11 protein-coding genes are annotated in these 14,153 nt (G+C 66.6%); all 11 read left to right on the top strand.

The features are described 5' to 3' along the window. The first annotated feature begins 13 nt into the window (after window positions 1-13). Window positions 14-3,856: an FtsK/SpoIIIE domain-containing protein gene (locus ORI27_RS16045; RefSeq protein ID WP_265997843.1), complete on the top strand. Its 3,843-nt coding sequence runs from the start codon at window positions 14-16 to the stop codon at window positions 3,854-3,856. A gap of 98 nt (window positions 3,857-3,954) precedes the next feature. Further along, entirely contained in the window at window positions 3,955-4,302 is a 348-nt protein-coding gene (locus ORI27_RS16040) for a hypothetical protein (RefSeq protein WP_265997845.1), read from the top strand. A 203-nt stretch (window positions 4,303-4,505) separates the two neighbouring features. Next, window positions 4,506-4,802, top strand: coding sequence for a PE domain-containing protein (locus ORI27_RS16035; protein WP_265997847.1), 297 nt, complete (start codon window positions 4,506-4,508; stop codon window positions 4,800-4,802). An 18-nt stretch (window positions 4,803-4,820) separates the two neighbouring features. Next, window positions 4,821-6,194 carry a PPE domain-containing protein gene (locus ORI27_RS16030; protein ID WP_265997848.1) on the top strand — a complete coding sequence of 458 codons (1,374 nt, stop codon included), beginning with the start codon at window positions 4,821-4,823 and terminating at the stop codon, window positions 6,192-6,194. A 110-nt stretch (window positions 6,195-6,304) separates the two neighbouring features. Next, entirely contained in the window at window positions 6,305-6,607 is a 303-nt protein-coding gene (locus tag ORI27_RS16025) for a hypothetical protein (RefSeq protein ID WP_265997849.1), read from the top strand. A 36-nt stretch (window positions 6,608-6,643) separates the two neighbouring features. After that, entirely contained in the window at window positions 6,644-6,940 is a 297-nt protein-coding gene (locus ORI27_RS16020) for a WXG100 family type VII secretion target (protein ID WP_265997850.1), read from the top strand. 52 nt (window positions 6,941-6,992) lie between these two features. Beyond that, window positions 6,993-7,904 carry an ESX secretion-associated protein EspG gene (locus tag ORI27_RS16015; RefSeq protein ID WP_265997851.1) on the top strand — a complete coding sequence of 304 codons (912 nt, stop codon included), beginning with the start codon at window positions 6,993-6,995 and terminating at the stop codon, window positions 7,902-7,904. Between the two features lie 136 nt (window positions 7,905-8,040). After that, the gene (locus tag ORI27_RS16010; protein ID WP_265997852.1) at window positions 8,041-9,438 is read left to right on the top strand and encodes a MinD/ParA family ATP-binding protein; all 1,398 of its coding nucleotides are present in this window, start codon (window positions 8,041-8,043) and stop codon (window positions 9,436-9,438) included. Continuing rightward, on the top strand, window positions 9,435-10,934 hold the full coding sequence (eccD, locus tag ORI27_RS16005) for a type VII secretion integral membrane protein EccD (RefSeq protein WP_265997853.1): 1,500 nt from the start codon (window positions 9,435-9,437) through the stop codon (window positions 10,932-10,934). Before ORI27_RS16010 ends, eccD begins: the two co-directional genes overlap by 4 nt. Before the next feature lie 6 nt (window positions 10,935-10,940). Continuing rightward, window positions 10,941-12,578 carry a S8 family serine peptidase gene (locus ORI27_RS16000; protein WP_265997854.1) on the top strand — a complete coding sequence of 546 codons (1,638 nt, stop codon included), beginning with the start codon at window positions 10,941-10,943 and terminating at the stop codon, window positions 12,576-12,578. Next, window positions 12,575-14,119, top strand: coding sequence for a type VII secretion protein EccE (gene eccE / locus ORI27_RS15995; protein WP_265997856.1), 1,545 nt, complete (start codon window positions 12,575-12,577; stop codon window positions 14,117-14,119). The genes ORI27_RS16000 and eccE overlap by 4 nt, the downstream gene beginning before the upstream one ends. The last annotated feature ends 34 nt before the right edge of the window (window positions 14,120-14,153 follow it).

Here is a 14,153-nt window from a genome sequence, read left to right as displayed (position 1 = left end):
TTGAGGGGGCGCGATGACTCAGTCGATACAGCGTGGGGCGGGGCCCTCGTCGTTGGACCCGCATTTCGGCTACGTGCGGTTCGGTGTAGGCCGGTCGGGGCTGTCGCGCAGCTTCGATAACTTGCCGCAGCTGGGCCGCCCAGCCGACTACGAACCGGTCACCTTTCAGGGGTTCAGCTCGTTTCTGGATCAGCAGAATGTCATCAACGGGATCGCCAAACCGGTGTCGCTGCGGGCCACACCGGGTTTGGCGTTGGTTGGTGAGAACGGCGTGATGGAGCCGGTCTACGGGCTGGTCCGGTCAATCATTTGCCAGGCCAGCGTGTTTCACTCGCCAACCGATCTGAAGGTGATGGTGGTGACCGATGAGCCGGCCCGCTGGGATTGGGTGAAGTGGCTACCCCACTGCCAGCACGCGACGCTGCTGGACACCGCGGGGTCGCAGCGCCTGGTGTGGACCTCGGCCGAAGCGTTCAACGCGGCAGTCGGCGACGAGCTACACGAACGCGAGAAGCACGCCAAGGAGTCGTCGCAGATGCCGCATTGGCTGGTCATCAACGATCAGCGGCGCATCGACGAAGCGGAGTGGCAGACGCTGACGCGGCGCGACGGCGTCGCCGGCGTCACATTCATGAGACTGGCCCCGGAGAAGGGTGCCGGGATGGAGTTCGGGTCCACCTATTACCTCAACCCAGAGTTAATCAGCGACAGCAGTGGCCGTTTCGCAGTTCCGGACCAGATCAATGAGCAGACGGCACGCACGATCGCCCGGCGGATGGCCAGGTGGCGCCCCGATACGGCCGCGCGGTCGGCGGCAGTGGAGGATGGCGGCGCTGTCGATTTGTTTCAGATGCTGGGGATTGTTGACCCGGCGCATCTTGATGTGGACCGACTGTGGGCGCCCACCCGCTCTGGTCCGCCGTTCGAAGAGAACGTCTGGGGTGAGCGATGGCTGAAAATCCCTTATGGCCGCGATGAATTCGGCAACACCGTCTACATCGATTTCAAAGAGCCCCATGAGGGTGGGATGGGCCACCACATGGTGCTGGTCGGCACCACCGGCGCGGGCAAGTCGGAGTTTTGGACCACTCTGATCCTCGCGGCGTGCTTGACGCATTCCCCGGAATCGCTCAATATCGCGTTTTTCGACTTCAAGGGTGCCACGACCGCGCAGTCGATCGAGCACCTGCCGCATGTGGTCGCTGCGATGAACAACCTGCGCAACGACTCGCTGTGGTTGGAGCGGATGGCCGATGTGCTCTACGGCGAATTAGAAATCCGCAAGCGGATGCTGGCCCGGGCCCGCGTCGGCAACGCCGCCGAATACGAGTACCTGCGCATCCACCGCGGGGAACCCCTGCCGCCCATGCCGACCCTGCTGGCGATCGTCGACGAGTTCACCCAGATGTTCAAGGAATTCCCCGCCGCTAGGGAAGTGTTCGACGAGATCGGCCGCCAAGGCCGCGCCCTGGGTGTGCGGATGCTGATGGGGTCGCAGCGGCTGGGACATGAGATGAATCAGGGCATCATGGCCAACGTGCCGATCCGCGCTGCGCTACGCACGTTGGACGGCAACGATTCCCGCGCGGTACTGGGGGTCGATGAGGCCAAGTGGCTACCGGTGAAGCCCGCTGGCGCGGGCTATTTGCGGGTCGAGGGCCGGGAGTTGTTGACACGCTTCCAAACCGCGTACGTTTCGGGGACATACACCCCTCGGCGGCAGGTGGCAGCGGCGACGGTGCGCGCTCAGTCCGGGTATGCGCCGCCGCGCGAATTTCTGGTGACGGGGATGGCCGCCGTGAAGCAGCCGGCATCGGTGCAGGCGGAGGTCGTCGAGGAGGCTCCGCAGGTGCTGATCGGCGAGGATGGTCGCCCGATGCGCGATATTCAGGTGGCCACCAAGTCGTTGCAGGCACAGACCCAGGGACGCCATGGGCGGCGGATGTGGTTGCCGCCGCTGACCTCGCTGGCGGTTGATGAGCTGGTACGCCGGTTGCGGGGCAAGCTCTGGCATGTCGACTACGGCCAGAATCGCGGCTTGGTGTTCCCGGTGGGTTTGGAGGACAGGCCTTTTCAGCATTCCCAGAGGGTGTTCGCCGTCGATGTGTTGGAAGGCAACTGCGGTGTGGTCGGCATCGGGAACGCCGGTAAGACGGTGGCGTTGACGACGATGATCACCGGCGCGGCCCTGATGTACACCCCGCAGCGCATCCAATTTCTGGTGCTGAGTTTCAGCGGGCCGGACCTCAACGGGATCTCGCGGCTCCCGCACGTCGCGTCGTTTGCACGTGGCAATGAGGTGGAACGGGTCACCCGCACGCTGGCCGAGATGGAAGCCTTGATTGAGTACCGCGAGCAGGCCTTCAAGGACCTCGGCATCGGGATGGCGCAGCTGCGGGAACGCAAGTTCGGCGGCCAGCCGGGCCAGATCCCCGATGACCCGTACGGCGATGTGTACATGGTGCTCGACGGGTGGGCGCAATTCGTGGACGCATTCGACGACAACACGATGCGCACACCGGTGGATCGGGTGGTGTCGATCATGACGCGCGGCCCCAGTCACGGTGTGCACGTGATCGTGTCGGCGAACGGCTGGATTCAGGGCAAGATGCGGTCTGGGATGAAGGGGCTGCTGACGGCCAATGTGGAGCTCAAGCTCAACGATCAGACCGACGACTTGAGCACCAACAACCAGCAGGTCGCCAAGAAGGTGCCCTTCGGGTCACGCGAGGTTGCCGCAGATGACGCTGCGGCGCTGGGGGATTCAGAATCCGGCGAATTCGGGGCGGGCGAGCAGACGCAGACGGTCTTGATCCGTGGCCGAGGTACATCCATGGTCGGCTATCACTTTCAGACAGCGTTGCCGCAGGTGAGCATCGGTGAGAAGGTGGTGCTGGTCGGGGACGCGGTCGAGGCGATCGCGCAGGTGACCGGTGATGGTGGGTCGGCCGCGAAGCTCAAGATCCTGCCCGAGCGGGTCACCCTGCGCGAGGTGTTCACCCAGGCACGGCAGTGCAGGGGGATCGGGGGCGGCAAGGTGCCGTTCGGGATTTCGGAGGTCGGACTGCGGCCGGCGATCGCCGACTTCGCCGCGGCCCCGCATCTGCTGCTGGCTGGGGATCCGGAATGTGGGCTATCGACGGCGTTGGCCACCCTGGCACGGGCCATCATGAGCGTCTACGGGCCCGAGGAGGCCGAGATCTTCGTGATCGACCCGCATACCGAGCTGGCGCAGGTGGCGGAGGGCCCGCATCTCGGGACCTATGTCGATCCGCCACCCGGCCCGAAGAAGGACTTCGGCGCGGCGGCGTTCGGCACCCCGGCAGCACCGGTGGCACCTGATCCCGCCTTTGAACAGGTATCGCATGAGGGATACGTGCATCGTGAGGATCAGGTCCGCAATCTGGCCGCCCATCTGGGCTCGGTGCTGGCAGCCAGGCTGCCAGCGGGGGATGTGACGCAGGAGCAGATCAAGGCCGGGATCCGGTGGCAGGGCCGGCAGACCTTCGTGCTCATCGACCGGGAGGAAACGGTACAGGGGTGGGGAAGCGGCAATTTCATGGCCGGCGCCTACCCGCTGGAACCGCTGGCGCCGTTCGTCGACCGCGCCAAGGAGGTCGGCTTGCACCTGATTGTGGCGCGCCGGATCGGCACCTGGGCTCGGGCAGCGAGCTCGCCGTTGATCGACCGGCTGCTGCGCATGAAAGCCGCCGGGGTGGTGATGAGCGGCGACCGCAATGAGGGTCCGATCGTCGGCATGCAGCGCGCGAGCCGGATGCAGCCAGGACGCGGGGTGTATGTGACGGAGGGGCTGACGGCGCCGGTGCAGATCGCGACATCGGTAGCGGATCAGTGATCGACCACACTCTGGCCGCTGGTCGGCTCGCAGGATGGGTGGATCGAGCACGGACCGAGAAAGGCTGGACGCTACAGCAGCTGAGCCAGAAGGCGTAGGTGTCGCGGCCGATCGTGTCTCGGCTGATCAACCACGCAGAAGTGTCCGGCCGCAAATCGACCCGCGATGCCATCGGCTCCGCTCTCGGGTCGGAGCCACGCAGCTGCGACGCCATCCTGGCCGGCGGGAAGCCGACACTGCGCGGCTCGGCGCTCTCGGCGAAGATGGTGGCCCACCGTCTCGAGGAGATCGCGGACGAGGCCGAGGCGGCGGCCCTCGAGTCCGCGCGCCAGGCCGAGCGGTCGCGCCAGATCGGCGACAACGCGCGCGCGGCAGCCCTGCTGGCGTTGCGTGGAGGTGCGGCTGTGGCGTCGCAGGGTCAAAATGGTGTAAACGACCGTCTCTAACGGCGGCGCAATGGCCACACAGGGTTCGGACCGCGCAGGTATGCCGGGTCTGCCGGAGGTTGCTGGCCACCCCAGGGCGGGGGATTCAACTTACCTGGTTGAAATACGTTGAATTCCAATCAAAGTTGGCTGCGCTGGTTGCCGATCGTTTTGCTGGCGCATTAGTCTCGATTTCAAGAGCAGCGCCGATGAAAGGTGAACAGATGTTGTTTGTTGATACGCCGTTGGTCGCCGCACAGGGGGCTACCGAGGCAGCGGGTGCTGCAGCGACGGGCGGAATGCTTGCCGGTGCCGCGCCGGCGATGGTCGTGCCGATCCCGATGGGTGGCGAGGAGGTGTCGATGCTTTTCGCGCAGGCGATCGCCGCGCATTCGGCCGAGTACCTCGCGGCCACCGGCGTTGGGGTGGCGCAACGGGAGCTGTTCGCGGCCTCGGCGGGCACGTCGGCGGCGGCCTATGAGGTTACCGATCTGACCGCGGCCGCCCAGCTGGCGCTGTAGAGCGCGGAGGCAGCGCACATGTACTGGGGGATTTCGCCCGAGGTCAACGCGTTTCGGCTCACGATGGCCGGTGCGGGGCCGACGGCGCACGTCCCTCAAGTGACTGCCTTTGAGACGGCGGCGATCACCCACACCCAGCAGGCAACCCAGATGGCTGCGACTGCGGCGGCCACGGCGGCGTCGTTTGTCGGTGCGGGCGGTCAGTCGATGATGCAGTGCGCGGCGGTGCAGTCGACGTGGATGAGCGCCGCGGGAGCGTTCGCGCAAAAGACAGCGGGCACCATCGGGGCCGGAATCAATGCGTACGGGTCGGCTGTAGCAGCCACCATCCCAGTGCCCACCGTCGTTGCTAATCGTGTACGTGAAGCCACTTTGCAGGCGACAAACATCATCGGGCAGAATGCTATCCCGATTGCTGAGAGCAACTTTGAGTACGGCGAATTCTGGGCTCAGAACGCCGGGGCAATGATGGGCTATTTGACCGCAATTACCGGGTTAGTGGGGTCGCTGGTGGCTCCGCTTCCGGTGCTGCCAGGGGCTGCCAATCCGGCGGCGGCCGCGGCCGCGGGCGTGGCCGCGACGGGCATGTCGCTCGGGCTGCAGGGTGCCGGGGTGGGGCTGAGCGGCGCGGCCCAGGCTGGGACGGCGGCGCTGTCGGCGGGCACGGGTGCGGTGACGTCCGGTGCGGGGGCGGTGGCTGCGGCGACCAGCCAGGGTGCCCAAGGCGCACAGGCCGGGCAGTCCGGTACCGCGTCGTCGGGTGCCCCTGCCGGTGCACAGCAGGCCGATCCGTCCCAAGCGTTGCAGTCGGCCCAGGGAATGATGGGGCCGTTGATGTCGGCGCCGTCGATGGCTGCATCAAGCATGGGACAGTTGCTGTCACAGGCCCAGCAATTGCCGTCGCAGATGGGTGGGCAGCTCTCAGGGCTGCTGTCCCCGGCATTGTCGGCGGCCGGCGGCGCGTTCGGCGGAGGCGGCACCCCAGGGTTGGCTGTTCCGCGACTGGGCGCTGCGGGCGGACCGTGGTCGGGTCTCGGCGGCGGTAGCGGCGGGTTCGCCGGGGGCGGATCCCCGGTAAGTGCCGCATTGACCAAGCCGTCGGCCGGCGCCGGGATGACCGGCTCGGTCGGGATGCCCTCAGCGTGGTGGAACAACGCCAACGGCGCCGATAAGACCGCCGCCGGAGTGCGTGGCGCTAGCGGACCGATGGGTACCGGCCCGATGGCACCGGGCATGTACGGAATGCCCGGCGGCGCTGGGGCGGGAAGCCAACGCAAGAACCGCGATGTCGCTGACGCCGATAAGAGCGTGCTCGTCGACGACGGTGTCGGCGACGGAGTTCCGGTGTACACCGACGACGGAGTCGTCTATGTGCAGGGGCAGGGGGTGTGACACCTCGGCAGCGAGCCGGGGCCGATCAATTTTTGGCTGCAATGAGACGCAATCAACGCCCGATGTGATGTCTGCACGGCGGGCAGTGACTAAGAAGGAGAATCCTAGCAATGGCTTTCAATACTGATACCGACAGGATGCTGGAGTCCGCATCGCGGCTGGAAGGGATCCGCGACGAGGTGTTGTCCTCGCTCGGCCGGTACGTGGTGACCAACCAGGACCTGACCGGCGGGGCGTTTCAGGGGTTGGCCGCGCTCGCCTCGATGCGCACCACTGAGGACATCTCGGCGACCGGCAAGCAGGTGTCGGCGCGGTTCCAGTCGTGCATCGACCAGATCCGCGGATCTGCACACCAGTACTCGCAGATGAACGAGCAGAACGCCGCTCAGCTCGGCAACATCAGCTCGGTCTAAGACCCCGATCACTTCAAACGCGTTAGGAGAGAACATATGTCAGGATTACAGCGCTACGACCATGCCCGCATGGTCGAGCACGCCACTCAGCAGGCCAACCTGGTGACGCACCTGCAGGGATTGCAGCAGGACGCCAACAACCAGATCGCCAGCATCGCCGAAATCTGGACGCAGCACGGGTCGAACGCAGCCCAGGAATGCCACGCCCAGATCTCGCTGGCGTTCGGCCAGGTCTTCGACACCATCAACCGGCACGGCACGGCGATCTCGGGTGCGTCGGCCAACGCGGAGACGACCGACTTCGGTTCCGCTGCCGGCTTCCGCTCCATCTAACATGTCGGTAGCCGTTGGAGCGCGGCTGTCAACCACCTCGGAAGGGCTGTGGTTGACAGCCGCGCTCGCTGGTATCACGAGGCTTCCAGTAGGGCTGAAGCTGCGCCCCGTCGGCGGAGTGGAAGCGATCAACGCCCATCCGGGGATGGCGGTTCTCGAAGAGGCCGGGGTGTGCCACGAAGGCGTGCTCGACCCGGACGTCGCGGATTGGGTGATGACGTTGGGCCGCCCCGACATTGAACTCAATGTGGCGATCAATGTGCCGGGGGCCGACGGTGATCGGTTGGCCGGGCCGCCCCCGGTGTTCACTGCACCTGAGGACCCGGTGCAGGCCTATGCCGCGTTGACGGAGTGGGCGGCCCGGCGTCCGGTGCAACGGGCAGCAGCATTGTGCCGCCGGGACGGATGGTGGGTGGTGGCCGCCCGGATGTGGCAGGTCGGCTGTGTCGATGACGACGACGTTGCTGTCGAGGAGCTCGACGAGATCGTGGTGTCCGCGCTCGGGCAAACGTCGTCGATCAGCCAGGCCGTGCAGGATCTGCTTGGCGCGGCCGACCCTGCTCATATACAGGGGTTCAGCATCGAGGCTGACGTGCTGGATTCGATTGTGACGCATTGGCAGGCCCACCCCGATGTGAACGTGGTGGCCATGCTCGCCGACGCGGGCCTGAGCGCTGAGCAGGCCAGAATTATTGAGGTGGTCGGGGATTCAACGACCGCACGGGCCACGATCACTGCTCTGGAGCACCATGTGGAAGGTGCGGCGATCGGTGTGTGGGCGCTCATGGTGGCCGACACTCTGCTCGGTCGGGTGTTGGTGTCGTCGAACTCCAGCCCGGAGGGGCAGGTGTGGACGATGGTGACCTCCGGTACCGAGCAGCGCATTGCTGCGGCGATCAATGACTTGCTCGAATCGCTTCCCAGTGGGCCAGACTGGTCCACCCACCAGAGACTGCGCAAATGAGTCGCAAATGAGTTGCGCACGAAGTTGGTTGGCGTTGTAGACGTAAAAATCGGGAGCTGGTTGGGCTCGCGGACGTGACTAGGAAGCGCCGCCTCGCTAGTCCGGAATCCCTGGCCGGAGGACTGAAGGGTAACCGATGAGCGAACGTGACTTCTTCGAGAAGTTCGGCACGGCAGGACCCGGTCGCCCACAGCCGGATTCCAAACCAGCACAACAATCTCCAGATAGCGAGCAGCATCGCCGGGTACCGCGCCCGGATGACGATCCGCGGGACAGCACCCCCGCCAAGGGCTCGCCGTTGAGGGAGCTTCACTTCGGCCCCCAACCCGCCTCCGAATTTCCCCAACGAGCCCCCGAATTCGAACCGACGGCCCCCGAAACGGGCGAGCGGGGCAATCCCGACGAATTCACTGTCGAGTACGTCCGCGAGGCGCGGACGGTTCCGGCGCAGCCGCCCGCCCCCTCTTCCACTGGGCGGCCCTCCCCGCAGCGGCCGGAGGTCGGTGCACCGTGGTCGCCGCCGCCGCCGCCGCCGCCGGCCGGATCGGCAGCGCTCGGTGGGCAGTTGCTCGGCGAGCAGGTTCGAGCCAACGATCTGGTGTCGGCGAAAAAGATTCCGTCGTCGTTGGGCTGGCGCAAATGGATTCACAAGCTGTCGTTCGGGTCGATCAATCCAGGGGAGTCCCCCGACGAGCAGTTCGTGCGGTGGAACCGCGACCAGATCTCCTCGCCGCTGGCCGGCACGTTCTCGGTGGTGGTGCTCGGCGGCAAGGGCGGGGTCGGCAAGACGTCCTCGACGGTGGTGATCGGCTCCACGTTCGCCGCGCTGCGGCCTCGTGAGCAGGTGATCGCGTTGGACGCCGACCCCGGTCAGGGCGCGAATCTGGCTGTCCGGATCGACCGCAGCGCCTCCTCCTCGTATGGCGACATCGTGGGCGCCAAGGATTTGGTGCGCTACTCCGATATTCGGGCGCGGTTGGGGCACAACATAATTGGTCTTGATGTGCTGGCGTCGCCAGCACACCGGGCTTCGACCGCGCGCGCGGTCATCACCGGCGAGTTGTATGTGAACACCCGCCGCCGGCTGGAGCAGTTCTACAATATTCTGCTGACCGATTGCGGCGTTGATATTCAGCATCCGGTGATGGACGGGGTGCTCACCCATGCCGACGCGTTGGTGATGGTGACCTCGGCCATGCCCGATGGTGCCGAGGGCGCGGCCAAGCAGATGGACTGGCTGGCCCACCACCCGCGATACCGGCACGTGCTCAATCGGATGGTGTTGGTGATCAACCACATCCGTCCGCCGTCGCACCGGCGCGACCGCAAAGACACCGACGCCTTGATCAACATCCTGGTGGAGCGGTTCGGTCAGTGGGTGCCTGAGGAGCGCATCGTGGTGGTGCCCTACGACCGGCACATCGCTCGGGCCGGTGTGATCGACCTCGACGAACTCAACCCGCTGACCCGCCGCCGATTCCTCGAGGTGACCGGTTCGTTGGCGACAGGCTTTCAGACAGCGGAGACATCGTGACCGCCGCAGAGACGCGCGAGGGCGCGCAGAGCTCGGTGCGGCTGACCCGAGTGGTGGTGTTCGTCTCCGATGACACCGAGATCGACTACGTGTTGCCGGCCGGCGTGGCGTTGATCGCCGCGGTGGAGGACTTGATTCCCTGCATCAATGAGGTTCTGCGGCATAAGGGTCGGGCGGTGCTCGACGCCGAGCAGACCTACCAGTTGTGCAGAGCGGATTCGCGGCCGTTGGACCCGCAGCAGTCCCTCGACGAGGCCGGGGTTCTCGACGGGGATGCGTTGTGGCTGCTGCCCGCTGAGGCCACGGAGCGTTTCGAGCCGGTCACCGAGAATGTCTCGACCGCGATCGCGCGGGAGGCCGCGCGGCAGTTTGAGCGGGTGGATCAGACGGTCGCGCGGCGGGTGGCCTGTGTGCTCGGGGCAGGACTGATCGGCTGGGCTGAGCTGATTGTCCTGCGGCTGTGGTGGCATTCGGGTGGCTGGGTGCCCGCGGCGGTGTCGTGGGCACTGGCGGTGGTCGTGGTCGTGGCGGCGGTGCTGGCGTCGCGGGCCGTTGATGAGCAGCGCCGCGCCGCCAGCGACAGCTTCGCCTGGATCGCGTTGATCCCGGTGTCTGCGGCGGCCGCGATGTCGGTACCGGGTCAGCACAGTGGCTGGCATGCGGTGGCGGCGCTGTGTGCGGGTCTGGCCGGGGTGGTGGTGCTGGTCGTGATCACCGACCGCCACCTCACGGCGGTGGCCGCGCTGCTGACGGTGGGCGCATTCGCCGGGTCGGCGCTGCTGGTGGCCAGCTCGGGGTGGCAAGTGCCCTCACAGCGGGTCGCCGTGGTCGCACTGGTCGGGGTGCTTGGTCTGGTTACGTTCGCCACCAACCTTGGGGTGATTGGGTCCGGGGTGCCAGGTCCGTGGTTTCCGTCGGTGACCGGCGCCGGGGTATTCGCGAATGTTCCTGGGGCACCACGCGATACGGTGTCGCCGGTTTACCCGGCGGGCACCGAGTCACCGGCAGACATTGCCGCGTGGACGCGCCGAGGAAACGCCATCGTGACCGGTGTTCTGCTGGGCTGCGGTGTGGTGACTGTGGTAGCCGCCCGGTACGCGGTGCTCCCGGGCCGGCCGGGGGCTTGGAAATATCTGGCGTTCACGCTGGGTATCTGCGCGATCCTGCTGCTTCGCGGGCGTTCGTTTGTCGATCGGTGGCAGTCGGTCACCTTGGCGGTGGCATCCACGGCCGCGGTGGCGGTGGTGATCGGCCGCTACGCCGCAGCGAGCACGCCACCGTCGGTGACAGTCACGTTGATCTGTGCCGCCGCGACGTTGGCCCTAGTGGTGATCGGCTTCACGGGGGCGTTGGTGATCGCCACGGCGAAGATCAGCGCACCGGTGCGCAAGGCAGTCGAGGTCAGCGAATGGGTGCTGTTGATCTTCGTGTTGCCGTGGGCGGTGTGGCTGCTGGGGCTGCTGTCGTGGGCACGTCACCTGGTGGGTGGGAGTTGATCGACGATGCGCACGCAGGTGCTGCGCTGGGCCGCTGCGATCGCAGCGGTCAGCGTTCTGGTGGTGGGTTCGTCGGGGTGGGCGGCGGCGATCGTTCCGCCGGATGTTCCGCCGGGGCCTGCCCCGGCTGATCCTGAGCCCGCCCCCGATCAGCCGATGAAGCAGGTCGCCGCATGTGTGCAGACGGCGGTGCTGCCGGGCAGCAACTTTGCGGAGTTGCCGCCGGCGTTGCAGATGCTCGACATGCCGGCTGCTTGGAAGGAATCGACCGGCGCGGGGGTAGTGGTCGGGATCATCGATACCGGTGTGGCGCCGCAGCCGAGGCTTCCGCACCTGGTGGCCGGCGGCGACTACGTGATGGGCCGTTACGGGGACGGGCTGGCCGATTGTGACGCGCACGGAACGGTGATCGCCTCGTTGATCGGTGCGGCCCCCTCTGGCCCACCGCTGCCGGTGCAGCCGCGGTGGGCGGTGCCTGCACCGTTGCCGGAAGCAGCGCCGCCTCCTGCACCGATTCGGCCGCCTCCGCCGCCTCCCACGGTGACGGTGACCGCCACGGCGACCGTCGCTCCGCCGCCTCCGCCGCCTCCGCCGCCGCCGGACGGGCCTCCGCCAGACGCCCCGGCTTGGGGTCCCGCGGTGGGTCCGGTGGTGCCGCTGCCGGGGACACCGCCGGCGGGCGGGGGCCCGGATGGGTTGATCGGGATCGCCCCGGACGCCACGCTGGTGTCGATCCGGCAGTCCGCGCAGACGTTCGGGTATGCCGATCCGCAGTTGGTGGACAACCCCCAGGATGTGCGTCGCGCGGGGGATATCAACTCGCTGGCGCGGGCGATCGTGCACCTGGCGAACCTCGGCGTGAAGGTCATCAACATTTCTGTGGTGTCGTGTGTGGCGGTGGGTAAGCCAACCGATCAGGCGGTGCTGGGCGCTGCGCTGCGCTATGCGGCAGTGGATCGCGATGTCGTAATCGTGGCTGCTGCAGGCAATGCCGGGACGCAGGGCTGCGCACAGAATCCGGATCCGGTTCCCGCTGACCGCTCAGATCCGTTGGCCTGGAATACGGTGCAGACGATCGCTACCCCGGCCTGGTTCAGCGACTACGTGTTGTCGGTGTCGGCCACCGATAGTGCGGGGGCACCGTTGACGGGTCAGGCAGCCTCACTTCACGGCCCGTGGGTGGGTCTGGCTGCACCGGGCACCGACATTGTCGGGTTGTCGACGTCGGGGCAGGTGATCAATGGCTCGATCGAGAATGATGCGCTCAAGCCGATCGCGGGCAGCTCGTTCGCCGCAGCGTTCGTCTCTGGCATCGCCGCCCTAGTGCGCGCGAAATACCCGGAGCTGTCGGCGCATCAGATAATTCGGCGGTTGCAGGCGACCGCGCATCCGCCTGCGGGTGGGCGTGATTCGGTGGTCGGATACGGAGTGGTCGATCCGGTTGCGGCGTTGACGTGGGATGTGCCCCCGGGGGATTGGCTGGCTCCGGGGGTACGGATGCCGTTGCACATTCCGCCGGAGCCTCCGGCGCCGGACCCGCGCCCGCGTTGGGGGACTGCTGCGGTCGTGGGTGCTGCTTCGGTGGTGGTGGGCATAGTGCTGTGGGTGGTAACGGTGATGCGGCGGCGAGGACGGGTTCAGTGAAGCAACCAGTATTTTCGGTGCGCGGCAGTGCGCGATCGGTGGTGATCGCCGAGGTGGCCGCTATGGTGGTCGCTCTGGGGCTGATCGCGTGCGGGGTGGGGTTGCCGGTGGCGATCGGTGTCGGGGCCGGGTTGGCCGTGCTGCTGCTGGTGGTGACGGTCGGCGGTTTGTCGTTGTGGCAGTGGCTGATCCGTGTCATGGCGTGGCTGCGGGAGCGTCGGCACCGTATCGAGTTGGGCGAGTTCAGCGACGTCCAGGTAGACGGTTCCACGCTGGGTGTCCTTGTTGAGGGGCACACGGTGGTGACGATGGTCAGTGTGTGGGGTAAGTCGTATCGACCGACGCTGCTCAAGCCGCTGCAGACCGATACGCCGAATACGTTGCCGCTGAGTGTGATCGCCAACGAAATGCGCCAGGCCGACCTGGGTGTGGATGTGGATGTGCTGTGCGAGGGCCGCCGCACCTCCAGCGACAGCTACGCCGAGGTGTACTCGGCGTTTCTGGGGAGCCGCTCAGCGGTCGGGCAGCGCTCCACCACGTTGGTGGTGCGCTTGGACGCTCATGCTGCCGACACCACCGCAGGTCTGCTGTGGCGGCGCAACTCGGTCGCGGCCGCCGCGGCGGCGACGCAGCGCATCGTCAAAGCGTTGCGGCAGAACAATTGCCGCGCCGAAATCCTCAATACGGCCCAGATGCGCGAGGCGGCTGCGGCCAGCGTGGGCGGCGCCGAGGTGCTCGGGGCAACGTTCACCGACCGCTGGTCAGCGCTGCATCAGCCCGGGCATGGGTTCGTCACCAGCCACTTCTTTTCCGCTGCGGACCTGACCGGATCCAACCTGGATGCTGTGTGGTCCTACAACGCCGACCACACAGCACTGGTAGTAGCGTTGCGGCGCAACACCACTGGTGTTTCGGTCAGTGCGTTGGTGCGGTACACGACGATCAAGCCGATCACCACCACCCCGGGGGGCATCCTGAACCGGTTCACGGGGCGCCAGTGGGATCCGCTATTGGACACGATGCCAGGTGCCCGGCGGTTGACCGGCTTACCCAGCATCCCTGTCGATGTGCGACTGGACCAGTCGCTCAGCGTGGGCCCGTCGGGAATCCTGGTGGGTGCAGTCCGCGACGCTATGGTGCTGATGCCGCTGTCGGATCCGCAGCAGCCGACCCGGGTGGCCGTTAACCCTCAGTCGGATGTGCTGGTGCGGCAGCTGATTCGACGGTCGGCGGCCTCGGGTGAAGTGGTGGCGGTGTATGACCATGCCGGGCAGTGGGAGATGACCCCAGCGTCCTCGCGTATCTGGTCGACCCGCGACATGGCTGCCCAGCCGCCCCGGCCGCCGACGATGGTGGTGCACAACGGGCGTTCCAACCCTTGTCCGGGTGCGTGGATCTCCGTGGCGGTGCGCCCGTCGCCTGACTATGATCCTGACGTCACGATTGATCAGGCGGGCAACATGATTCGCCTGACGACCGATCAGTTCTCCGTCGAGCTGCCCGGCATTACCTTCCGTAACGAGCAACCTTTCCTCAGGTAGAACACATACTGACAGAAGCAGGGGGCAGCTGTCG

The sequence above is a fragment of the Mycobacterium pinniadriaticum genome, from assembly GCF_026242045.1.
In the GTDB taxonomy this organism is placed as follows: Bacteria; Actinomycetota; Actinomycetes; order Mycobacteriales; family Mycobacteriaceae; genus Mycobacterium; species Mycobacterium pinniadriaticum.
This window is presented reverse-complemented; position numbering and strand designations above follow the sequence as displayed.

Excerpts from the sequence above, each read along its gene's own strand:
- ORI27_RS16010 (WP_265997852.1), top strand. The coding sequence starts at position 8,041 with ATGAGCGAACGTGACTTCTTCGAGAAGTTCGGCACGGCAGGACCCGGT.
- ORI27_RS16020 (WP_265997850.1), top strand. The coding sequence starts at position 6,644 with ATGTCAGGATTACAGCGCTACGACCATGCCCGCATGGTCGAGCACGCC.
- ORI27_RS16000 (WP_265997854.1), top strand. The coding sequence starts at position 10,941 with ATGCGCACGCAGGTGCTGCGCTGGGCCGCTGCGATCGCAGCGGTCAGC.
- ORI27_RS16035 (WP_265997847.1), top strand. The coding sequence starts at position 4,506 with ATGTTGTTTGTTGATACGCCGTTGGTCGCCGCACAGGGGGCTACCGAG.
- ORI27_RS16045 (WP_265997843.1), top strand. The coding sequence starts at position 14 with ATGACTCAGTCGATACAGCGTGGGGCGGGGCCCTCGTCGTTGGACCCG.
- ORI27_RS16030 (WP_265997848.1), top strand. The coding sequence starts at position 4,821 with ATGTACTGGGGGATTTCGCCCGAGGTCAACGCGTTTCGGCTCACGATG.
- ORI27_RS16025 (WP_265997849.1), top strand. The coding sequence starts at position 6,305 with ATGGCTTTCAATACTGATACCGACAGGATGCTGGAGTCCGCATCGCGG.